This is a genomic window from Nocardia concava NBRC 100430 (assembly GCF_000308815.1).
GTDB classification, from domain to species: domain Bacteria; phylum Actinomycetota; class Actinomycetes; order Mycobacteriales; family Mycobacteriaceae; genus Nocardia; species Nocardia concava.
In genome coordinates this window covers 1-22,530 of sequence record NZ_BAFX01000011.1, presented here as the reverse complement: position 1 = coordinate 22,530, position 22,530 = coordinate 1, and the positions used below count along the sequence as shown (strand labels likewise).

Annotated in this window: 21 protein-coding genes and 3 tRNA genes; 13 read left to right on the top strand and 11 right to left on the bottom strand. The window is 67.0% G+C overall.

Going from position 1 to position 22,530, the window contains the following annotated elements; translation table 11 throughout:
* Positions 1–66: 66 nt before the first annotated feature.
* The 3 genes from ON43_RS03665 to ON43_RS03655 all read right to left on the bottom strand — a co-directional run bounded on the left by ON43_RS03665 (position 67) and on the right by ON43_RS03655 (position 1,007).
* Positions 67–140 (bottom strand) — tRNA-Asp (locus tag ON43_RS03665).
* 36 nt (positions 141–176) lie between these two features.
* Positions 177–249 (bottom strand) — tRNA-Glu (locus ON43_RS03660).
* A gap of 92 nt (positions 250–341) precedes the next feature.
* Positions 342–1,007, bottom strand: a complete 666-nt coding sequence (locus ON43_RS03655) for a TetR family transcriptional regulator (protein ID WP_040803520.1) — start codon at positions 1,005–1,007, stop codon at positions 342–344.
* Between the two features lie 1,144 nt (positions 1,008–2,151).
* Here ON43_RS03655 and ON43_RS03650 point away from each other — a divergent pair.
* The 6 genes from ON43_RS03650 to phoU all read left to right on the top strand — a co-directional run bounded on the left by ON43_RS03650 (position 2,152) and on the right by phoU (position 8,594).
* Positions 2,152–2,224: transfer RNA gene (locus tag ON43_RS03650), tRNA-Lys, on the top strand.
* A gap of 134 nt (positions 2,225–2,358) precedes the next feature.
* Positions 2,359–2,949: a DUF937 domain-containing protein gene (locus ON43_RS03645; RefSeq protein WP_040803518.1), complete on the top strand. Its 591-nt coding sequence runs from the start codon at positions 2,359–2,361 to the stop codon at positions 2,947–2,949.
* 209 nt (positions 2,950–3,158) lie between these two features.
* A complete protein-coding gene (locus ON43_RS03640; protein WP_040803516.1) occupies positions 3,159–4,142 on the top strand; it encodes an acyl-ACP desaturase in 984 nt (327 codons plus the stop codon).
* 170 nt (positions 4,143–4,312) lie between these two features.
* Positions 4,313–5,428 carry a tRNA dihydrouridine synthase DusB gene (gene dusB / locus ON43_RS03635; RefSeq protein ID WP_218003199.1) on the top strand — a complete coding sequence of 372 codons (1,116 nt, stop codon included), beginning with the start codon at positions 4,313–4,315 and terminating at the stop codon, positions 5,426–5,428.
* A gap of 278 nt (positions 5,429–5,706) precedes the next feature.
* Positions 5,707–7,812, top strand: a complete 2,106-nt coding sequence (locus ON43_RS03630) for an LCP family protein (protein WP_040803514.1) — start codon at positions 5,707–5,709, stop codon at positions 7,810–7,812.
* 110 nt (positions 7,813–7,922) lie between these two features.
* The gene (phoU, locus tag ON43_RS03625) at positions 7,923–8,594 is read left to right on the top strand and encodes a phosphate signaling complex protein PhoU (RefSeq protein ID WP_040803512.1); all 672 of its coding nucleotides are present in this window, start codon (positions 7,923–7,925) and stop codon (positions 8,592–8,594) included.
* A 51-nt stretch (positions 8,595–8,645) separates the two neighbouring features.
* Here phoU and ON43_RS03620 read toward each other — a convergent pair whose 3' ends face one another.
* The 7 genes from ON43_RS03620 to ON43_RS03590 all read right to left on the bottom strand — a co-directional run bounded on the left by ON43_RS03620 (position 8,646) and on the right by ON43_RS03590 (position 16,230).
* Complete coding sequence (locus ON43_RS03620; RefSeq protein WP_245568454.1) at positions 8,646–10,262, bottom strand: MFS transporter; 1,617 nt, start codon at positions 10,260–10,262, stop codon at positions 8,646–8,648.
* A 187-nt stretch (positions 10,263–10,449) separates the two neighbouring features.
* Complete coding sequence (pstB, locus tag ON43_RS03615) at positions 10,450–11,226, bottom strand: phosphate ABC transporter ATP-binding protein PstB (RefSeq protein WP_040803510.1); 777 nt, start codon at positions 11,224–11,226, stop codon at positions 10,450–10,452.
* Positions 11,227–11,238: 12 nt separating this feature from the next.
* Positions 11,239–12,138, bottom strand: a complete 900-nt coding sequence (pstA, locus tag ON43_RS03610; RefSeq protein ID WP_040803508.1) for a phosphate ABC transporter permease PstA — start codon at positions 12,136–12,138, stop codon at positions 11,239–11,241.
* Positions 12,135–13,106: a phosphate ABC transporter permease subunit PstC gene (gene pstC, locus ON43_RS03605; protein ID WP_040803532.1), complete on the bottom strand. Its 972-nt coding sequence runs from the start codon at positions 13,104–13,106 to the stop codon at positions 12,135–12,137. The genes pstA and pstC overlap by 4 nt, the downstream gene beginning before the upstream one ends.
* A gap of 114 nt (positions 13,107–13,220) precedes the next feature.
* A complete protein-coding gene (gene pstS, locus ON43_RS03600) occupies positions 13,221–14,339 on the bottom strand; it encodes a phosphate ABC transporter substrate-binding protein PstS (RefSeq protein WP_040803530.1) in 1,119 nt (372 codons plus the stop codon).
* A gap of 230 nt (positions 14,340–14,569) precedes the next feature.
* Positions 14,570–15,466, bottom strand: a complete 897-nt coding sequence (gene mshD, locus ON43_RS03595; protein ID WP_040803506.1) for a mycothiol synthase — start codon at positions 15,464–15,466, stop codon at positions 14,570–14,572.
* Complete coding sequence (locus ON43_RS03590; protein ID WP_040803504.1) at positions 15,466–16,230, bottom strand: winged helix-turn-helix transcriptional regulator; 765 nt, start codon at positions 16,228–16,230, stop codon at positions 15,466–15,468. The genes mshD and ON43_RS03590 overlap by 1 nt, the downstream gene beginning before the upstream one ends.
* Positions 16,231–16,541: 311 nt before the next feature.
* Between ON43_RS03590 and ON43_RS03585 the strand changes: the two genes are divergently transcribed.
* From ON43_RS03585 to ON43_RS03550, 7 genes are all read left to right on the top strand, one after another.
* Positions 16,542–17,438 (top strand): LmeA family phospholipid-binding protein, encoded by an 897-nt coding sequence (locus ON43_RS03585; protein ID WP_040803502.1) that lies wholly within the window; start codon positions 16,542–16,544, stop codon positions 17,436–17,438.
* Positions 17,435–17,917: a thioredoxin family protein gene (locus ON43_RS03580; protein ID WP_086007879.1), complete on the top strand. Its 483-nt coding sequence runs from the start codon at positions 17,435–17,437 to the stop codon at positions 17,915–17,917. The genes ON43_RS03585 and ON43_RS03580 overlap by 4 nt, the downstream gene beginning before the upstream one ends.
* Positions 17,918–18,174: 257 nt before the next feature.
* The gene (locus ON43_RS03575) at positions 18,175–18,669 is read left to right on the top strand and encodes a DUF4395 domain-containing protein (protein WP_051177851.1); all 495 of its coding nucleotides are present in this window, start codon (positions 18,175–18,177) and stop codon (positions 18,667–18,669) included.
* Positions 18,670–18,728: 59 nt separating this feature from the next.
* Positions 18,729–19,562, top strand: a complete 834-nt coding sequence (locus ON43_RS03570; protein ID WP_040803500.1) for a sulfurtransferase — start codon at positions 18,729–18,731, stop codon at positions 19,560–19,562.
* Positions 19,563–19,567: 5 nt separating this feature from the next.
* Positions 19,568–19,873, top strand: a complete 306-nt coding sequence (locus tag ON43_RS03565; protein ID WP_040803498.1) for a DUF1416 domain-containing protein — start codon at positions 19,568–19,570, stop codon at positions 19,871–19,873.
* Positions 19,874–20,159: 286 nt separating this feature from the next.
* On the top strand, positions 20,160–20,834 hold the full coding sequence (locus tag ON43_RS03555) for a heme-binding beta-barrel domain-containing protein (RefSeq protein ID WP_051177852.1): 675 nt from the start codon (positions 20,160–20,162) through the stop codon (positions 20,832–20,834).
* 62 nt (positions 20,835–20,896) lie between these two features.
* Entirely contained in the window at positions 20,897–21,589 is a 693-nt protein-coding gene (locus ON43_RS03550) for a hypothetical protein (protein ID WP_051177850.1), read from the top strand.
* Between the two features lie 291 nt (positions 21,590–21,880).
* Here ON43_RS03550 and ON43_RS03545 read toward each other — a convergent pair.
* A partial coding sequence (locus ON43_RS03545) for an ATP-binding cassette domain-containing protein (protein ID WP_040803494.1) occupies positions 21,881–22,530 on the bottom strand: 650 nt, incomplete at its 5' end.

Here is a 22,530-nt window from a genome sequence, read left to right as displayed (position 1 = left end):
GGACGCTCGTACCAACTGAGCTACCTGGCCGAAAGGCACCCATTCGAGCGCCAAACTTTTGTACTGCGACCCTGACGGGACTCGAACCCGCGACCTCCGCCGTGACAGGGCGGCGCGCTAACCAACTGCGCCACAGGGCCTTGCTACTTGCTCCTACAACGATGTTTCCATCGTTGTACCCCCTACGGGATTCGAACCCGCGCTACCGCCTTGAAAGGGCGGCGTCCTAGGCCGCTAGACGAAGGGGGCCCGCCGGATTTCTCCGGACCGTTTGCTCAACGGCTTCCGTTGGGAGCGGAGATAGCTTATGACAGGCTCCGCGTGATTCCCAAATCAGCTGGTCAGAGTCCCAAGTTGAGATCTTCGAGCTTCGCGGACACCCGCCAGCCGGTGCGCCGGAACTCCTCGGACCACTCCGGTGTCGCGGTGGCTTCCACGATCACCTCGAGCGCCTCGGCGAACCGGGCCCGCAGATCCACCGGGCCCGCCAGCACATCGGCGATATAACGCTGACCCGCCAGCGCGGCCGCCAGGGTGCGAGTGAAGCGGTCCGGGTCGGAGTCCGAACGCAATTGCTTGTGCTCGACGGCCCGCACCGCGAGCTGCCGGATGGCGCGCCCGAGTATGCGGCCCCCGCCGGCCTGGATGTCGCGATAGAACTCCGGCTCGATGATGAGCCGGAACTCGGCCTGGATGATGATGTCGTTCTCCAGCCGCAGCGCGATCTCGTCGGTCATGCCGTGCAGCACGTCGAGCGGGCCGAGATCGGTTCTGGCGAGCCATCTTTCGGTCGATACCCGATAGCGGTCGACCGCCGCCTCCAATACCGCGCGCGCCAAGTCCTCCTTGGAGTCGAAGTGAAAGTACATGGCCCCCTTGGTCGCCCGGGAGCCTTCCAATATGCGGTTGAGCGATGCAGCGGCATAGCCGCTCTTCCCGAACTCAACGGCGGCGGACCTGATGATCGCCGCGCGTGTCCGGCGGGCCCGCTCTTGCTGCCGTGCCATGCTCGAAACGCCTCCGAAGCTAGCTAACCGTCGCCGACCGTTCCCCGGCCTCGACGCAAAGTTACGTGTCTTTCAAATACTTCAAAGCGGGCTTCCGCCCGAATTACCAAACTTTTGGTACGAAAAAGCGCGAAAAACTTGAAACACACCAACTGGTATAGTTTTTCCCGCCCGGGTGCACCGCAGGGGGTGCGCACCCGGGCGATGGTCGTCTCGGTCCGCCTCCCCGCAGCTTCATGTGTCGGAGCCGCGATCGGCCTGACCGGTCGCGACACGTTCGGGCACATCAACGATAAGCCGAATCCCGTGCCGCCGGGGCAATCCCGGTTCTTCGGGAATTCACCAGTCGGTCACCGTACCCGGAAAGCGCACCCAGCGTGAGGTGTACCGGAAAGTCAGTTAGCCAGCACACCCCCTTTCGAAAACCGCAATTTCCCAGCAATCGTATGGACGATTGGTCCGAAACGACGAATTCACCCATATCCCATCGATGTTCGGCAGACCGATCACCGCCGCGCGCGTTGTCCCCGCCGACACCGCATCGCCGCCCGGTCGCCGCGCCCACCCGCGCGACGACCTCGACCGGTCCCCACCCCCCGCCCCAATTAGCTTGCCACACATCACCATTGGATGATATTCACACTCCCCGGCCACCAAACAAATTGAGTGGCAAGGCGATTGCCGGACCCCTCGGAGCCGACAATCAGCGCCCGCTTACCCGGAGACCACGAACCGATCGAATGGGGAATATCTCCCCGGCGATGGGCGCGACCGCACCGCACCACCACCGCACCCCGCCCACACTCCGCGCCGACCCCTGCCGTCCCCCGGGTCCACCTACTCGCGGTGCCGCACCGACCGGTCCGCACCCTCACAGGGCCACATCGTCCCCCCAACCGGACCCCGCGACAGCCCGAGCCCGCCCGATCGGCACGACCGGTCACCCCAACGGCACATCGCGTCATCCCCTATATAGGGGCCCGGCCGCCGCCCGTCCGGCCGCCGCCCTCGCCCACGACGCCGGCGCCGCCCCGCGTCAACCCGACCGAAACCACCGCGACCTGCGCAAATGCCATCTGCCAGACCACAATCGGATACTCGTTTAACAGTTACGGGGTCCGACCATTAAACTGACGTCCCGCACGCCCCTATAGCTCAGTTGGTAGAGCTACGGACTTTTAATCCGCAGGTCCCAGGTTCGAGCCCTGGTGGGGGCACACGCATGCGAAGGGCCCGGAATCATACGCCGGGCCCTTCGCCACATCCGCGAATCTGTGGCAATCTGTCCGGATTTCACCTACCGTGACCTGAGTAGAGCTTTTCCCGGGCACCATCACCACAGGCGGAGTTCATGACTTCCTTCGATGACCTGCTCTCCCAAGTACCCGTCGCCCAGATCGCCGAGAAGCTCGGCGTCGACGAGGCGACCGCGAAGACGGCGATCGACGCTGCCGTCCCCGTACTACTCGGCGGCTTCCAGGCACAGGCCGGCAACCCTGAAACGGGACTGAATCTGGAGAACGAAGTCGCCAATCAGCCGCACGCTCTACTCGACGGCGGTGTCGACATCGATCAGGTGGACACCAACAGCGGCAGCCAGATCGTCGATCAGACCTTCGGCGCCGAGAAGAACACGGTGATCAGTGCGCTCGGCAATGTCGGCGGCAGTGCCATCAGCCAGGATCTGATGGGCAAGCTGCTCCCGATGCTCGCGCCGATCGTGCTGGCCTACCTGGGTAAGAAGGCCCTCGGCGGAGGCGGCGGCGGTGCGGCCGCCGAGTCTTCGAGCGGCGGCATCGGCGACATTCTCGGTAGCCTGCTCGGTGGGGCCACCGGTGGAAACAAGAGTGGTGGCCTGGGCGACATCCTGGGCAAGGCCATGGGCCAGAACGCCGGCAACGTCCTCGGCAATGTGCTGGGCGGTTTGCTGGGCAAGAAGTGATCTCGCATCGAACGGCGATGCGCGGCTAACGAACTGCGGCCCACGGCGATGTATCCGTCGCTGTGGGCCGTTGTCTTATGACATCCCTCACCAACACCGCAATGGTGCGCATGTGAGTTTCACATCACCCTACGGTCACGTAAGGTATGGGCGCGGCGGCAGGCCGGCGAGGGTACGACAGCACGACGCACGATACGAAGGGCTTATGTATGGCAAAGGATCTGACTCAACTCGAGCTGCTGACGGAGTTGGAGCCGGTTGCCGAGGAGAACGTCAATCGCCACCTCTCCCTGGCCAAGGAATGGCATCCGCACGACTACGTGCCGTGGGACGAGGGTCGCAACTTCGCCGCCATGGGCGGTGTGGACTGGGATCCGGAGCAGTCGAAACTGAGTGAGGTCGCCAAGGCGGCCATGATCACCAACCTGCTCACCGAGGACAACCTGCCCTCCTACCACCGTGAGATCGCCGAGAACTTCTCGCAGGACGGGGCCTGGGGCACCTGGGTCGGTCGCTGGACCGCCGAGGAGAACCGCCACGGCATCGTGATGCGCGACTACCTGGTCGTCACCCGCGGGGTGGATCCGGTCGCGCTCGAGCAGGCCCGCATGATCCACATGACCAACGGATTCGCCTCTCCCACCGAACAACTCGAGCAGGTGGGCAATGCCGGATTCCTGTACTCGGTGGCGTATGTGACCTTCCAGGAGCTGGCCACCCGCGTCTCCCACCGCAACACCGGCAAGGTCTGCGACGACCCGATCGCCGACCGCATGCTGCAGCGCATCGCCGCGGACGAGAACCTGCACATGATCTTCTACCGCAATATGTGCGGTGCGGCGCTGGATCTTTCGCCGGACCAGACCCTCGACGCGATCACCATGATCCTGGAGAACTTCCAGATGCCCGGCGCCGGAATGCCCAACTTCCGCCGCAACGGCGTGCTGATGGCCAAGCACGGCATCTACGACCTGCGTCAGCACCTCGAAGAGGTGGTGAACCCGGTGTTGAAGAAGTGGAAGATCTTCGAGCGCGACGACTTCACCGCGCGCGGTGAGGAGACCCGCGAGCGGCTGGGCCTGTTCCTGGAGAAGCTGGCCAAGGACGTCGACAAGTTCGAGGAGCAGCGCGACCGCATGCTGGCCCGCGAGGCCGCCAAGCGGGAGAAGGAACTGGCCGCCACCGGCAGCTAGCACCCGCACCCCAGCTCGAAACCGCCGCTCACCGCGCACCCGCGCTGTGAGCGGCGGCACTTTCGGCGGTACGCGGCTCTGGCGGCGAATCCGCAGATGAGAGACTGGACGGCGTGACTGCCTCGCTCCATGCCCCCGACACCGATCGAATCGGGGCCCCGAAGACCGAGTTGCGGATCGGGCCCTACCCCCTCGATCCGCCGGTCGTGCTGGCCCCCATGGCGGGCATCACCAATGTCGCGTTCCGAACGCTGTGCCGGGAATTCGGCAGTGCCACTTCGCTGTACGTGTGCGAGATGATCACCGCGCGCGCCGTCGTGGAGCGCAACGAGAAGACGCTCAACATGATGGCCTTCGGGCCGGACGAGTCGCCGCGCTCCATGCAGCTCTACGGCGTCGACCCCAAGACCCTCGGCGAGGCCGTGCGCATCGTGGTCGGCGAGGGCTGGGCCGATCACATCGATATGAACCTGGGCTGCCCGGTGCGCAAGGTGACCCGCCTCGGCGGCGGCTCCGCACTGCCCTACAAGCGGCGGCTGTTCCGGGAGATCGTGCGCGAAATGGTCTCCGCCGCAGGCGATGTCCCGGTCACCTTCAAGTTCCGCATCGGCATCGACGACGAGCACCACACCTACCTCGACACCGGCCGCATCGCGGAAGAGGAAGGGGCGGCGGCGGTTTCGCTGCACGCCCGCACCGCCGCGCAGCTCTACTCCGGCCAGGCCGACTGGAGCGCCATCGCCCGGCTCAAGGAAACCGTCACCGGCATCCCGGTGCTCGGCAACGGCGACATCTTCACCGCCGACGACGCGCTGCGCATGATGGCCGAAACCGGTTGCGACGGAGTCGTGGTCGGCCGCGGCTGCCTGGGTCGTCCGTGGCTGTTCGGCGAACTGAGCGCCGCCCTGCGCGGCGAGCCGATTCCGGCGGGCCCGACGCTCGGCAAGGTCGGCGAGATCCTCTACCGCCACGCCGCGCTGCTCGTCGAGCACGACGGCGAGGACAAGGCCATGCGCGATATCCGCAAGCACATGGCCTGGTATCTGATGGGCTTCCCGGTGGGGTCGGCGCTGCGGCGCAAGTTCGCCACCGTCACCAGCCTGGCGCAGATCGGCGATCTGGTCGCGCAGCTCGATCCCGAGGTGCCGTTCCCCGAGGACGCGCTCGGCCCGCGCGGGCGGCAGGGCTCACCGCAGACCAAGGTGGCGCTGCCCGACGGCTGGCTCGACGATCCGGAGGACGCGACCGTGCCGACCGCCGCGGACGTCATGCACAGCGGCGGCTGAGTTCGTACCCGGCGGCCGTTGATCCGGTCTCCGCTACGGCTCGATCCGAATAACGTCCGGCGCAGCTCCACGGTCCTGCGCCGACACCCTGGCACACTTTTCTGGGCACCCGGCCCGAGCTCTGTGGAAGCACAGTCCGAGTGCGTTTTCCTGCCCTGCGCGCGCCCGGACATACCCGAAAAACCGGACCCACCTGCGGTGGACATACGTTCGAGTGGTCCATCGTGGCGAAATCGTTATCATGGCCCTCGGTATCAAGAGCAAAGTGAGGTTCGTTGGTGGGTGACGATCGGTACGGGCGTACGCCACGGCCGGGAGGTCGCGCCCCGTGGGAGCGCTACCCGGCGGACGAATCCGCACTGTCGGTCGACGATCCGGTACAAACCGGACGCCGCTCCCGGCATGCCGACGATGAACCCGCCACGTCCCTCTCGGTCCAGGATCTTGTAGAGCGCGTGGACAGCGAGCGCCGGACGCGGCGACGCCGCAGCGCCGAAGCGGACAGTCCGGACGAATCGACGGCAACCCCGTCCTCCGAGCCCACCAATGGCCGCAAAACGGAGGGACCGGTCGGCTCGAAAGCCGTTCCGGCCGCGACCGGTTCGCAGCGGCCCGTCCGCGACACCAGCCACCTGCGCCGGGTGGCGAACGCGCCCGGCACCGGCAGCAACCGCGCCGTCCCGCGCCCGGTCGATCCGATGGCCGATCCGGTCACCGAGGAACTACCCCCGGTCACCGCCGCCGCCCCGCCGCCGGTGCCGGCCGCCGAGCGAGCCAAGGCGCTACTGTCGCGAAGGATCAAGTCCCCCGCCGACTATCCGACCACCGCGCTGCCCGCCGCCGTGGGAACCGAACCGGCCAAACGGATTCCGCCCGCCCGCCGGCGCCGCAACCGGCGCCTGGTGCTGGCCGGTCGCGCCGCGCTGGCCATGGTCGCGGTCATCGCGCTGCTGGTCACCGGCGGCGGCTGGAGCTATCTCCGCGCCAAGGACAACAACTTCCACAACATCTCCGCCATCCAGGACAACAACGACGACGTGGTCGACGTCGGCGGGCAGACCGGCGACGAGAACTTCCTCATCGTCGGCACCGACACCCGCGCGGGCACCAACAGCCAGCTCGGCGCGGGCAGCGTCGACGACGCCGAGGGCGCGCGCTCCGACACCGTCATGCTGGTCAACATCCCCGCCGACCGGCAGCGCGTGGTGGCCGTCTCCTTCCCCCGCGACCTGGACGTCACCCGCCCGGACTGCGAGGGCTGGAACAACGACAAGGCCACCTACACCGGCGAGAAGTTCTACGGCGCCGCGGGCGACAAGCTCAATGCCACCTACGCGCTCGGCGGGCCCAAGTGCCTGACCAAGGTGATCACCAAGATGTCCGGCCTGAAGATCAACCACTTCGTCGGCATCGACTTCGCCGGCTTCGAATCCATGGTCGACGTGGTCGGCGGCGTCGAGGTGTGCTCCACCAAGCCACTGGTCGACGAGGTCCTCGGCACCGTGCTCACCACGCCGGGCAAGCAGGTCGTGAACGGTTCCACCGCACTGGATTACGTGCGCGCCCGCCACGTCTACGGCGAGGAGCGCAGCGACTACGACCGCATCAACCGCCAGCAGCGCTTCCTGTCCTCGCTGCTGCGCAGCGCGCTGTCGAGCAAGGTGCTCTTCGATCCGGGCAAGCTCAACGGCTTCATCAACGCCTTCGCCCAGCACTCCTTCATGGACAACGTCACCACCAAAGACCTGCTGACGCTGGGCCGTTCGCTGCAGAAGATGCAGGCCGGGAACATCACCTTCCTGACCGTCCCGACCGCGGGCACCACCTCCTACGGCAACGAGATCCCGCGCGAATCCGATATCAAGGCCATCTTCCGTGCCGTCATCGACGATCAGCCGCTGCCCGGCGAGAAGAAGACCGACGCCCCGCCCAGCACCACGAACGCCCCCGCCGCCAAACCCAAACTGACGGCGGTGGATCCGACCACGGTCTCGCTGCAGGTGTCCAATGGCTCGGGCCAGGCGGGCATCGCGGGGACGACCGCGACCAAGCTGGCCAATCAGGGCTTCGGGATCTACAGCACCGGCAACTACGCCGACGGCGTCTCGGCCAAGACCAAGGTCCGCTACTCCAGCGGGCACGAGGCCGAGGCCGCCACCGTCGCCAGTGCCCTGCCGGGCGCGACCCTGGAACCGGCGAGCGGGCTGGGCAGCATCGTCGAGGTGGTGGTGGGCTCCGATTTCACCGGCACGGTGAAGGTGCCCACGGCCTTCGGTCAGACCCTGCCCGACACGCCGACGGACGCGGGCGGCCCGAGTGCGGCGCCGGTCACACTCCCCTCCGATCTGGAGCACGTCAACGCCGCCGACGACCTATGTAAGTAGGGCGCGGCCACACCGGCCGGAACTGCGGCAACTTTGCTGGAACCGAACGGCACCCACGGTTAACCCACAGTTGGTGACTTGGTCAGCGGTGCGCACTAATGTCTTGACCTATGCGTGTCATCTACAACGAACAAATGGCCGAGCTCGCCGATCTGCTCGGCGGCATGGCCGGGCTCGCCGGGTCGGCGATGGAGCGGGCCACCCAGTCCCTGCTCACCGCCGATCTCGAGCTCGCAGAACAGGTGATCAGCGAGTACGACCGCATCGCCGAGATGATCACGCTGGCCGAGGAGAAGGCCTTCGCGCTGCTGGCCCTGCAGGCCCCGGTCGCCGGAGATTTGCGGCAGGTGGTCAGCGCCATCCAGATCGTCTCCGATGTGAACCGCATGGGTGTGCTCTCGCTGCACGTCGCCAAGATGACCCGGCGGCGGTTCCCGGCCCACGCCGTGCCGGAGGCGGTCAACAGCTACTTCGCCGAAATGGGCCGCGTCGCCGTCAAGATGGGCGCCACCGCCAAGGAGGTGCTGGAGACCCGCGATCCCGAGCGGGCCGCCAAGCTCACCGACGACGACGAGGCGATGGACGACCTGCGCAAGCACCTGTTCACGCTGATCATGGACCGCGAGTGGGAATTCGGCGTGCCGGCGGCCGTCGACGTGGCGCTGCTGGGCCGCTACTACGAGCGGTTCGCCGACCACGCCGTCGAGATCGGCCGCCGCGTCGTGTTCCTGGTCACCGGCGTGCTGCCCCCGGACCCGGATTCGGAGAAGGAGAGCATCTAGCTCTCCGGAAACACCGATGGCCCGGGACGAATCCCGGGCCACCCGGCGGCGTCAGTCCTCGTCGGACTCTCGCCAGCCCATCAGCATCGAACTGCCCTGCTCCACCCGCCACGGAAGTGTCGCGGCCACGATGACCGCGCATACGACCAGTGCGCCGACCGCGATGTAGGACGCGGCCTCGGCGCCCTGCATGGCCGCGACCTTCATGGCATGGATCAGATCCGTCTTCGCCTGCGCGAGCAGCGGATTCACCGGGGCCTTCACGACCTCCAGAATGCTGATCGGCGTATTGCTCGCCAGATCCTTCTGCTTCGCGTTCATGATCTGGGCCGGAATCGCGCCGATCCGATCGGCGATATGACTCGTGTAGACCGAGGTCATCACCGAACCCAGCACCGCCACGCCGAGCGCGCCGCCCACCTCGCGGGTGGTGTCGTTGACCGCCGAGCCCGCACCCGCCTCCTCCACGGGCACCGCGCCCATGATGGATTCGGTTGCCGGGCCTTGAACTACGGCGAATCCCAGGCCCATCAGGACCATGGACACCACAACCGGTCCCAGATAAGGGGTTTCGACCGTGGTCCGACCCGCGATGTACATGGCCACCGCCAGGATCAGCAGCCCGGACACCACCATGGCCGTGGTGCCCACCCGCTGCGCCAGCATGGTCGCGATGGGCGCTCCGACGCCGACCGCCACCGCGAAAGGCAGTGAGTGGATGCCGAATTCGAGCGGGGACAGCTCCTTCACACCCTGGAAGTACTGGGTGATCAGGAACAGGAAGCCGAAGGCCGCGAAGTAGGACACCGTGATCGCCAGCGAGGGCAGCGCGAAGCGGCGATTGCGGAACAGGCGCATGTTCAGCACCGGCGTCGGCGTGCGCAGTTCCCAGGCCACGAAGGCCGTCAGCAGGACGATCGAAACCAGGTAGCCGACAAGGCTTTCGGTGGCGAGCCAGCCGTGCTTGGGCGCCTCGATGATGGACCACACCAGCGCGGTCACGCCGGCCAGCGAGAGCACGATGCCGACGCGGTCGAGCCGATCCACATGGTCCGCACGCGATTCCGGCACCGTGGCCAGCACCGCCGCGATGGCCACCAGCGCCACCGGCACATTGATCCAGAAGACCGAATGCCAGGAGAAGTACTCCAGCAGCCAGCCGCCGACGGTCGGGCCGATCGCGATGGCGATGCCGGCCATGACCGTCCACAGCGCGATGGCCGCGGCCCGCTCGCGCCGGGCGGTGAAGATATTGGTGATCAGCGCCAGCGTGGCCGGGAAGACCACCGCCGCGAACACGCCCATGCCCGCGCGGGCCGCGATGACCTGCCCGAGTCCCGACGACAGCGCGCCCGCGGCGGACATGACCGCCACGCCGCTCAAGCCGATGATCATGAAGAGTCGCCGTCCGTACCGGTCGCCCAGGTGTCCCATGGCGAGCAGCAGGCCGGAGAAGGCCAGGGTGAAGGCGTCGACGATCCACTGCAGCCCGCTCATATCGGCCTGCAGCTGCACCGCCATCGATGGCAGGGCGACGTTCACCAGTGTGTTGTCGAGCACCACAAGCAGTTCCGCGAGACAGATGGCGATCAGCGCGGCCACTTTCGCCCGCTGCGACAGCCCTGCCACGGTCCGTCCGGATCCCAGGCTCGCCATTGAGACGGTCATCCGACACCTCCTTACTAAACCGATCGGTTTACCAGCAAGGTCAGAGTAACCGTAACTGACGGTTGCACACAATCACCGCAGGCCGATATGACGCGCGCCACAAAGCGGCGGCTTACATGGCCACCACCTGCACAAATGAAACGACCCCTGCCATCTGGCAGGGGTCGTAGACGCCGGAGAGTCTTGTTTATCCGAAGCGGCCGGAGATGTAGTCCTCGGTCTGCTTCTGCGACGGGTTCGAGAAGATCTTCTCGGTCTCGTCGATCTCGATCAGCTTGCCGGGCTTGCCCTGCGCCTCCAGGTTGAAGAACGCCGTCTGGTCACTCACGCGCGCGGCCTGCTGCATGTTGTGGGTGACGATGACGATGGTGAACTCCTTCTTCAGCTCGGTGATCAGATCCTCGATCGCGAGCGTGGAGATGGGGTCCAGGGCCGAACACGGCTCGTCCATGAGCAGCACGTCGGGCGACACCGCGATGGCGCGGGCGATGCACAGCCGCTGCTGCTGACCACCGGAGAGGCCGCCGCCCGGCTTGTCCAGGCGGTCCTTGACCTCGTTCCAGAGATTGGCGCCGCGCAGCGACTGCTCGGCCACCTCGTCCAGCTTGGCCTTGTTGCGGACGCCCTGCAGCTTCAGCCCGGCCACCACATTGTCGCGAATCGACATGGTGGGGAACGGGTTCGGCCGCTGGAACACCATGCCGATGGTGCGGCGCACGCCGACCGGATCGACGGTGGCGCCGTAGATGTCCTCGCCGTCGAGCAGCACCGCGCCCTCGACGCGGGCCTCGGGGGTCACCTCGTGCATGCGGTTGAGCGCGCGCAGCACGGTGGACTTGCCACAGCCGGACGGGCCGATGAACGCGGTCACGCTGCGCGGCAGCACCGTCAGACCGACATTGGCGACGGCGTGGAACTTGCCGTAGTAGATATTGAGGTCTTTGACGTCAATTCGCTTGGCCATCAGTCTTTCCTTCTATCGGTTCCGCGTCAGCAGCTTGTTGACCACCGCGGCGGCGGCGTAGAGCAGCGCGATGATCAGGATCAGGGTCAGCGCGGCACCCCAGATGCGCTCGCGGCCGGCGGGCTCCGGGTTGGACAGCTCCTGGTACATCAGCAGCGGCAGCGAGGCCATATTGCCGTTGAAGACATCGAAGTTGATGGCCTTCGAATAACCCACCAGCACCAGCACCGGCGCCGTCTCACCCATGACGCGGGCGATGGCCAGCAGCATGCCGGAGATCATGCCCGGGGCGGCGGTCGGAATGACGATCCGCACAATGGTTTTCCACTTCGGAATGCCGAGCGCGTAGGACGCCTCGCGCAATTCGTCGGGCACCAGCTTCAGCATCTCCTCGGTGCTGCGCACCACCACCGGCAGCATGAGCAGCACCAGGGCCAGCGACACCGCGAAGGCGCTCTGCGGGAAGCCGAGGGTGGCGATCCACAGCGCGAAGATGAACAGCGCGGCCACGATCGATGGCACACCGGCCAGGATGTCGACCATGAAGGTGGTGGTCTTGGCCAGCCAGCCGCGGCCGTACTCGACCAGGAACACCGCGGCCATGATGCCCAGCGGGATCGCGATGATCGCGGCGATACCCGACTGCACGATGGTGCCGTAGATGGCGTGGTAGACGCCGCCCGCGTGCGAATCCGGCAGCACGCCGTTCTGCGACTTGGTGAACCAGCCCGAGCGGGTCAGCGCGACCGCGCCCTTCTGGACCACGATGAACAGCACCCACAGCAGCGGGACCAGGGCGATGCCGAAGCACAGCCACACCACGGCGGTGGCGATATTGTTCTTGATCCGGCGGCCGACGCTGACGTGCCGGAAGGTCGGCGCCTTGATCGGCTTGTCGAGTGTGGCGGTCATCCGTTCACCTTCCCGCCCGCCGCGAGCCGAGCCAGTGCGTTGACGACGAACGTCAGAGCGAACAACACGAAACCGGCGGCGATGTAGGCGCCGGTCGGCAGCTTGGAGCTGAATTCCGAAGCGGCCGAAGCGATCTTGGAGGCGAAGGTGTAGCCGCCGTCGAACAGCGACCAGCTGCCGGCCTTGGTGGAGGTGCGCAGCACGATCAGGACCGCGATGGTCTCACCGAGCGCGCGGCCCAGGCCCAGCATGGAACCGGCGATCACGCCCGAGCGGCCGAACGGCAGCACGGTCATGCGCACGACCTCCCACTTGGTGGCGCCCAGCGCCTGCGCCGCCTCGATGTGCATGCGCGGGGTCAGGCCGAAGACCTCACGGCTGACCGAGGTGATGATGGGCAGGATCATCACCGCGAGCACCACGCCCGCGGTGAAGATGGTGCCGCCGCCGGCAATGCTGACATTGCCGTCGGAGAAGAGGAACAGCCAGCTCAGATGCTTGTTCAGGAAGTCCTGGAAGGGGCTCAGCTTGGGCGCCACCACCAGGAGTCCCCAGAGACCGAACACGATGGACGGCACCGCCGCCAGCAGGTCCACGATGACCGAGAACGGACGCGCCAGCGCCTTCGGCGAGTACTGCGTCAGGAACAGCGCGATGCCCACACCGATCGGCACCGCGATCGCGAGCGCGAACAACGAGCTCAACACCGTGACCATGAACAGGTCCTTGATGCCGAAGCGCAGGTTGTGCTCGTCCCTGACGTTGAACTCGGTGGTGGTGAAGAAGTTCGCCTTGTTCTCCATGATCGAGGGCCACGCCCGGATCAGCAGGAACAACGCGATCAGGGCAATGGCGGCGACGATGATCCCGCCGGCGGCGGTGGCCGCCGAGCGGAACGCGAACTCCGCGCCGAACTTCTTGGGTGCGCCGCGCCCCGCGGCCGGTTTGGTGCTGGGTTCGGTCGGCATCAGCGCAGTATCCCCCGGCAGTTGGGCACGGTCTTCCCGCGGGTCGGTCGAAACGGACAGACCCGCGGCGGCAGTTTCGTCGTGCACGGTCATCGTGGTTTTTCGATCAGGCGATCAGGAAATGGCGTTGATCGCGGTGGTGAGCTTGGTCTTGAACGCGTCCGGCAGCGGCACGTAGCCCGCGTCCGCCAGACCGGTCTGACCGTTGCCGACGGCCGAGGTCAGGAACGCCTTGACGGCCTTGGCGGTGTCGGCGTCGCTGTACTTCGAGCAGACGATCTCGTAGGTGGCCAGCATGATCGGGTACGCGCCGCCGACGGCGGGCTTGTAGATCGAGCTGTTGTCCAGCACCAGGTCGTTGCCCTCGCCCTTGACCTTCGCGGCGTCGACGGCCTTGGCGGCGGTCTCGGCGGTCAGCTCGACCGGCTTCGGGTCGTTGGAGGTGGCGGTGGTCAGCACGCGGACCGAGGTCAGCTTCTGTGCCTTGGCGAAGGACCACTCGGTGTAGGTGATGGTGAACTTGGTGTTCGCCACCGCGGCCGAGGTGCCGTCCGAGCCCTTGGCGCCCTCACCGGTGCCACCGTTGAAGGACTTGCCCGCACCCTTGGTGTAGCCACCGGCGGCGGTCAGGTACTTCTGGAAGTTGTCGGTGGTGCCCGACTCGTCGGAGCGGAAGATCACGCCGATCTTGTCCGAGGGCAGCTTGTCGGCCTTGTTGGTGTTCAGGGCCTTGATCGCGGTGTCGTTCCAGGTGGTGATGTCACCCGAGAAGATCTTCGCGATGGTCGGCGGGTCGAGGACCAGGTCGTCGATGCCGGGCACGTTGTAGGCGACCGAGATCGGGCCGAAGACGGCCGGCAGGTTCCAGGCCGGGCTGGCGCAGCGGGCGGCGGCCTTGTCGACCTCACCCTTCTCGGCGTTCAGCGGCGAGTCGGAGCCGGCGAAATCGGTCTGGTTGCCGATGAACTCGTTGACACCGGCGCCGGAGCCCGAGGCGGTGTAGTCCAGCTTGGCGCCGCTGCAGTTGGCCTGGTAGGCCGCGACGAAACGGTCCATCGCGTTCTTCTGGGCGCTGGAGCCGCTCGCCTTCAGCGAGGACTTGCCGCCGCAGGCGACGTCGATCTTGGTGGCGCCATTGCCGCCGGCGTTGTCGTCACTGCCACAGGCGGACAGAGTCAGGGCACCGGCCGCGGCCAACACACCGAGCAGGGCGCTGCTGCGCTTGAGATTCACCAATTCCTCCGGGGGAATCACATGCACGTCCAACCCCTCAACGGTCGGACGGGCGCGATCTGGCGGCTGTTCGCTGCGAACTAGCGCACCGGGCAGCGGAATGCGGCCCACTTGCAACGTAAGGGCGCTCGGTTGACAGTTGGACCTGGGCAGGTGAACGAAAGATGAACAACCCGCCCCGATTGCGGCGTACGTTATGTGACATTAGCCGCACTGTTGCCAGTCGGAATTCAGGACCCGGCGGAATAGGCCATATCGATATGGAATCGAGTGAAGCCGAGCCTGGTGTAGGTGTGCACCGCCGCGGTGTTGTCACCTTCGGTGTAGAGCAGCACCGCGCCGAGACCGCGATCCTTCAGATAGTGCAGACCGGCCAGGGTGAGCAGGCGACCGAGGCCGCGGCCCTGCGCGGCCGGGTCGATGCCGACCACATAGACCTCGCCGATCGGCGGATTCTCCTCGGAATGCACCTTGGTCCAGTGGAATCCGAGCATGCGATCGGGCTGGGCCGGATCGACCGCGATGAACAGACCCTTCGGATCGAACCAGTCCTCGGCGCGGCGGGCGTCGATATCGCGCTCGGTCCAGCCGCCCTGTTCGGGATGCCAGGAGAAGGCGGCATTGTTCACGCGCAGCAGTTCGGCGTCGTCGGAAGGCCCGGCGTAGGTGCGCAATTCGAGGCCCTCGGGAACCACCAGTTCTGATAGCTGAGAGTTCGCCAACTCCAGTCGCATTTGCCACAATTCGCGGGAAACGGACAGGCCCAATCGGGCCGCGACGGCCCGCGCGGGCGGCAGATCGCCGTGCGCCCAGACCCGGGTCCCGGGGCCACCCTCGGCCAGCGCGGCGGCCACCAGGCCTGCGCCGATGCCCTGTCCGCGAGCCGACGGATCGACCGCGACCTCCGCCATGGCCGGGTGTTCCCCGTGCGCGGGAACCAGATTCGCGTACCCGGCCACCACGCCGTCTCGAATGTCCACCAGATGGCGTGCGGGGGAATCGTTTCCGAGCGACAGCACGGCCTGTTCCGAGACCGGGGCGACGCCGTCGGCGGCGGTGGCCCGCTCCAGGACGGCCCGCACCGCCGCGGCGGTCTCGGGAGACGGCCGGTCGGTCCAGGAGAGCATCAGAGAGTGCCGTTCGCCGTGGTGTTCGCCGTGGTCAGTTCGGTGTCGTCGCCCTCGCTGTCGGGGAAGGTGACCGCGTCGCCCTTACCGGCCGAGCGCGCCGGGCGCACCGCCTTGTAGCCGACATTGCGGACCGTGCCGATGAGGGATTCGTATTCGCTGCCGAGCTTGGCGCGCAGCCGTCGCACGTGCACGTCCACGGTGCGGGTGCCGCCGAAGAAGTCATAGCCCCAGACCTCCTGCAGCAGCTGCGCGCGGGTGAACACCCGACCGGCGTGCTGCGCCAGGTACTTCAGGAGCTCGAACTCCTTGTAGGTCAGGTCGAGCGGACGTCCGCGCAACCGGGCGGTGTAGGTGCCCTCGTCGATCACCAGCTCACCGAGGGTGATCTTGCCGGTGTTCTCCGGGCTGGCGACGCCGCCGTTGCGGGCCACCAGTAGTCGCAGCCGGGCGTCCAGTTCGGCGGGTCCGGTGCCGGGCAGCAGGATGTCGTCCAGCCCCCAGTCCGCGTTCACCGCGACCAGTCCGCCCTCGGTCAGCACCGCCACCACCGGCACCGAGGAGCCGGTGCTGCCCAGCAAACGACACAGGCCGCGCGCGGCGGCCAGGTCGGTGCGGGCATCGACCAGCGCCACATCGGCGGAACCGGCCTCGAGCAGGGACGCCACCTCGGTCGGTGCGGGTCGCACGTGGTGCGGCAGCAACGACAGCGAGGGCAGCACCGCCTCGGGGTTGGGGTCGGAGGTCAGCAGGAGCAGCTCCATGGGGGCCCTCCATCCCATCTGGCATGTGTGTGGCTACCGCACTGTTCGCCACTACCCCATGCAGGTCATCACAGGTAATCGCTGCCTACATTAGCGTGTCACGGCCGAGTCGCTCGTATTCGCGGTAGCCGTCGCTACCGACTGGTCCGGTCTACCGCCTCTTCATTTCCTTTTCACCGGCCCGCGACCTGCCCGTGAGGTTCGATATCGGCGCCGAGCACGCGCCCGATCGACACTGAGCAATCGCTTACCGATCGGCGCCGAGCACCGCGACCTCCGGCAACCGCACTCTTCCCGACTAGGGTGCACGTATGCGTTTCCGGAGGCTCCTCATCGGATTGCTCTGCCTGGCAGGGCTGGCGGTGCTGCTCGATTTCGGGGTGGCGGCCTACTCCGAGTACCGGGTGTCACGGCTGCTGCGAACCGGCTCGGACCTGAGCGCCGATCCGGAGATCACCATCCACGAGTCGATCGGCGACCCCTTCGTCCTGCAGGCGCTGGACGGCAAGTACAACAGCTTCGACATCCGCGCCCGCGCCATGCGGCCCGATATCCCCGGCCAGATCACCGTCGAGTCCAACCTGCGCGGCGTGCACCTGTCGATGCGCGATCTGATCGACGGCAATGTGGGCAAGGTCCCGGTCGACGAGGTGCAGGGCGACGTCCGCATCGAGCCGACCGAACTCGGCCGCATCTTCCAGATTCCGGACCTCGAGGTCCTGGGCCCGAGCCTGGACAGCTCCGACGGCTCCGAAGGCTCGGACGACTCGGTGGCCACCGCCGTGGCGACCCGGGCCTCGGTCGTGCTGTTCGGCACCGTGCCCATCGGCCCCGGCGCCGATGCCACCGCGGTCACCGACACGCGGGACGGCAACCGCGACAAGGGCACCAAGAAGGCGAACTCGGTCAAGGTCCATGTACTGGCCGAGGTGCGGCTCGACGGCGACCAGATCCACATCACCGCGACCGCCATCTCGGGCAGGGATCTGCAGCCCGACCCGGATTCGGTGCTGCCCGGCCAGCAGCGGATCGTCATCCCCGAGCAGGACCGGCCCACGGTGCTGGCGCATTTCACCCGCACTTTCGACATCAAGAACATGCCCTTCGGCCTGACGCCGAGGAAGATCGAGGCCAGCGGCGGGCAGCTGGTCGTCTCGGGCAAGGCCGTCAACGCGGTCGTCGACCTGGATCGGTTGCAGAAGCCGTGATCACCGTCGCGATCCTGGTGGTCATGCTGATCGCGGCGATCGGCGTGGGAATCCTGGTGCGCCGCAACGAGGGCCGGGTGCGCCACACCGCCGCCCCGGAAAGCGACACCGCCGGGGCCGCGAATCCGCCGGAGCCCGAATCAAATCGGGCCGCGCTGCTGGCCGCGGCCGGGGTGATCCCCGGCCGGCCGACCATCCTGCACTTCTCCGCCGACTGGTGCGGCCCGTGCGCGGCGGTGCGGCGCGTGGTCGCGAGCGTGGTGACCGAATTGTCCGATGCCGAGCGCGCGCCGCTAGATCTCGAGGTCGACATCGACGCGAATCCGGCACTGGCACGGGAGCTCAACGTGCTCTCGCTGCCCACCACTTTCGGATTCGATTCTCGAGGATTGGAACGCTTCCGAATCTCCGGAGTTCCGAAGGCCGCGGATCTGCGCAGGTCATTGACGCCTTTGACGATCTCCGCATCCGGTGAGTGACCAGCATTACGGACCCAGGGTCCAATTTCCCCCGAAAATTGGGTAAACTCCCCCTCGTGCAATCCAACCGCGAGCTGATGCTCACCCGACGCCGCACGGTAGACCTGTGCCGGCTCGGTGGTTGTTGCTGCCTGTGCCGCTAGCCGGTCGGCCTTTCGTATTCCTCTGTCGCCGACCGGAGTTGTCCCCGCTGTCGAGAGATCGTTTCCGATCCTCCGGCGATCTGGCCAATACCCCTTCAGCACAGGAGTACTCCCATGTCGAACCCTCAACCGACTGCCTTACCGACGGGTCAGGTCGATGTCCGCGGCCCGCGTTTCGCCGCCTGGATCACCACCGCCGTCCTGGCCCTCGTTCTGATCGTCGCCGCCTTCTCCGTCCCCGCCGCCACCGTGCTGTTGGCCTTGCAGGCCATCGTGTTCGGGTTGGGCGCGGCCTACGGTCCGCGCCGCAGCCCCTACGGCCGGATCTACGCCGCCGCGGTCGCGCCCCGCATCGGTGCGCCGACCGAGCTGGAACCCGTTGCGCCGCTGCGGTTCGCGCAGCTGGTGGGCCTGGCCTTCGCGGTGCTGGGCGTGCTCGGCTTCGCGGCGGGCAGTCCGGTGGCGGGCGCGATCTTCACCGGATTCGCGCTGTTCGCGGCCTTCCTGAACGCCGCCTTCGGAATCTGCCTGGGCTGCAAGATCTATCCGCTCGTCGCGCGGTTCCGGACCTCCGGTGAAACCGCGCAGACCTCGAACTCCTCCGTATAACCCACCCTCAACCACACGAACGCAACGCCTTCCCACGGCACCGCATCGAAAGGAACAACATGGCTCGCTCCGATGTCCTGGTCTCCGCAGACTGGGTCGAAGAGAACCTGAACACCCCGGGCGTCGTCCTCGTCGAGGTCGACGAGGACACCTCGGCCTACGACCTGGGCCACATCGAGGGCGCCGTGCGTCTCGACTGGAAGAAGGACCTGCAGGACCAGGTCCGTCGCGATTTCGTGAACCAGGACCAGTTCTCGGCCCTGCTGTCCGAGCGTGGCATCGCCAACGACGACACCGTGGTGCTGTACGGCGGCAACAACAACTGGTTCGCGGCCTACGCGTACTGGTACTTCAAGCTCTACGGCCACCAGGACGTGAAGCTGCTCGACGGCGGCCGCAAGAAGTGGGAGCTGGACGGCCGCCCGCTGGTCAAGGACGTCAAGGTCCGCCCGGCCACCGAGTACAAGGCTTCGGCCCAGGACCTGTCCATCCGGGCGTTCCGCGATGAGGTCATCGACGCCATCGGCACCAAGAACCTGGTCGACGTGCGTTCGCCCGACGAGTTCTCCGGCAAGATCCTGGCCCCGGCCCACCTGCCGCAGGAGCAGTCGCAGCGTCCGGGTCACATCCCGACCGCCATCAACGTGCCGTGGTCCAAGGCCGCGAACGAGGACGGCACCTTCAAGAGCGATGCCGAGCTGGCGGAGATCTACAAGGAGGCCGGTCTGGACGGCGACAAGCTGACCATCGCCTACTGCCGCATCGGCGAGCGCTCCTCGCACACCTGGTTCGTGCTGCAGGAGCTGCTGGGCCACCAGAACGTCAAGAACTACGACGGGTCCTGGACCGAATACGGTTCCCTCGTCGGTGCACCGATCGAGTTGGGAGCGTAATCAATATGTGTGCTGCACCTACCCAGGGACAGGCCATCCCCGCCGGCGTCGACGTCGAGAAGGAGACGGTCATCACCGGCCGCGTCCTGACCGCTGACGGCCAGACCGTCGGTGGCGCGTTCGTCCGCCTGCTGGACGGCAACGAGGACTTCACCGCCGAGGTCGTGGCCTCGGGCACCGGCGACTTCCGCTTCTTCGCCGCGCCGGGCACGTGGACCATCCGCGCGCTCTCGGCGTCCGGCAACGGCACCGCGAAGGTGTCGCCGGAGGGCAACGGCATCCACAACGTGGACGTCACCGTCGCCAAGTGATCGGCTCCGTGTCGATTTAGACGAAACACCAAGAACGGCCCCGGGATTCATGATCCCGGGGCCGTTCTCGTGCGCACCGGAGGACCTTTCCGAGTGTGCGAAAGATTTTCCCGGGGTCGTTTTCACGTGATCTCGCCGGTGCGATTAGACTCCGAGACGTGGTGCTTACCTTCGAGATTCTGCTGGTTCTCGTCTCCGTACTGATCGCCTGGTTCGGTCTGTACGTCCTCTACCGGCTGTTCACCGAGTCGTGACAGATCCGGCCCACGAGAACATCGATAACGGAGTGGCCAACGGTTCGTCGTCGACGACGCCGATCGTTCGCCACGAGGAGGGCGCTCGACGCTCCGGAGACCAGGCGGTCGCCGAAGCGGTGGAGCGTGCCCGCTCGACCGGGGCGATGAATGTTCCGACGCTCCCGGATCTGCCGTTGCCCGTGGACACCGCGAACCTGCGGCTGGGCCCGGATCTGAGTTCCTCCATGCTCGCGCTGCTGCCGCTGGTCGGCGTGTGGCGCGGTGAGGGCGAGGGCAACGAGCCCGATACCGGCGACTACCGCTTCGGTCAGCAGATCATCGTCTCCCATGACGGCGGCGACTACCTGACCTGGGAGGCGCGCTCCTGGAAGCTGGACGCCCAGGGCGAGTACGCGGGTCCGGATCTGCGCGAGAGCGGTTTCTGGCGGGTCGGCATCGACGGCGACGACGAGGTGCTCGAGCTGCTGCTCACCCACTCCTCCGGCATCGTCGAGCTGTTCTACGGCCAGGCGCTCACCCAGTCCTCCTGGGAGCTGGCCACCGACGTGGTGATCCGCAGCCAGTCCGGCATCGTGGTGGGCGGCGCGAAGCGGCTCTACGGCATTGTCGAGGGCGGCGATCTCGGATACGTCGAGGAGCGCATCGCGGCGGACGGCGCCCTGGAGCCCCGGCTCTCGGCGCGGCTGCAGCGATACATCGGCTGAGACCGGATTTTCACACCGCGGCAACTGATTTCGCCGACCCGTCCGAAACCGGGAGGACTGTCGTGTTCGAGCGAGCGTTGCAGAAGACCGTCGAAATGGTGTTGCGTGGCGGGACCGGGGTTCAGGCGCCGCTGGCTTCGAAGTATGTGAGTCGGCTGCGTCGCCTGCACCCCGACCGCACTCCCGAGGACATCGCCGGGGGTCTGGAAGCGCGGTATCTGACCGCGGTCACCCTCAGCGGCACCGTCGCCGGGCTGAGCGCCGCCGTGCCGGGCATCGGCACCTTGATCGGACTGGCCGTCAGCGGCGTCGAATCGGTGTTCTTCCTCGAGATGTCCGCGTTGTACGCGGTGGCGACCGGGAGCGTGCACGGCCTCGAATCGGTCTCGCCCAAGGAGCGGCGGGCCCTGGTGGTGGCGGTCGTGCTCGGCGAGAGCGGCACGGAAGTGCTGGGCAAGGGCGCCAGTCAGTCGGCCCGGGACTGGGCGAACGTCGTGGCCGACCGGCTCCCCGTCGTGCGCTCCATGGACAACGCGATGATGAAACGGTTCATCGTGCGATTCCTGGTGCGCCGGGTGATTCTCATGTTCGGCAAGACGCTGCCCGCCGGCCTCGGCGCGGTGATCGGAGCGCTCGGCAACCGGGCGCTGGCCAAGGGCGTGATCGCGAACGCGCACACCACGTTCGGGCCACCACCCGCGACCTGGTCGGGGGCCGAGGAAGACGTGGTAAGCGGCACGGCGGCACGGGGTTAGGGGCGCGGGCGAACCTGCCCGTGAAAAGGGTACGGCCCCCGAGTTGTATCAGCGGAGATGCAACATTCACGCTGATCCGGCCGGACAGGCCGTAACTCGGGGGCCGGGTGGCTGCCTTGGATTCGCGAGGGCTCGCGCGATCGGAATCCGATTGCAGCGGTAGCGCCTAGCTGGCAGCCACCTCACGCGTCCTAGAAATCATTCTCGAACCACCTCCTTCCTGTGTACCGACGAAGTTAGTCGGAACGGGCAAAGGCGGCAATGTATTTTCTCGGATTGCGAAATCGCAGGTCACACGGTGGTTGTGGGAATAAAGCGAGCGGTCGTCACGGTTCCACCCGGCTCGACGTGAACGATGGTGTCGGCCTTGGCGTCCGGCGGCAGCTGATGGGTGACCACCACGACCGTCCGATCGCGGTCGACCAGGCCGCTCGATTCGTCCAGCAGGCGGCGCAGCAGTTCCGCCCCGCCCTCGGCCTCCATGTGCTCGGTCGGCTCGTCCAGCAACAGGACTCGCGCCGGGGAGAGCAGGGCGCGGGCCAGCAGGATCCGGCGGCGCTGACCGCCGGAGACCGCGGCCGCACCGCCGACCAGATCGGTCTCGACACCGTCGGGCAGCGAGTCCAGCCAGGTCCCGGCGCCGACCGCGCGCAGGGCGGATTCGGCCTCGGCGGCGGTGATGTCGCCGCGCGCCACTCGCAGGTTCTCCAGCACGGTGGTGCCGAACAGGTGCGCGTCCTCGGCGAAGAAGGTGACGCCGGGCCGCGGGGTGTCGAACAGTCCGGCCCACGCCATGAGCAGCGTGGTCTTGCCCGCCCCGCTGGGGCCCACCACCGCGATCCGACGGCCCTCCGGCAGCGGCGGGAAAGTCGGTGCGGGAGCCTCGGATTCGTCGCGCTCGAGCCGGTTCAGGCGATGCAGGGCGGCGCGGCCGGTGGTCA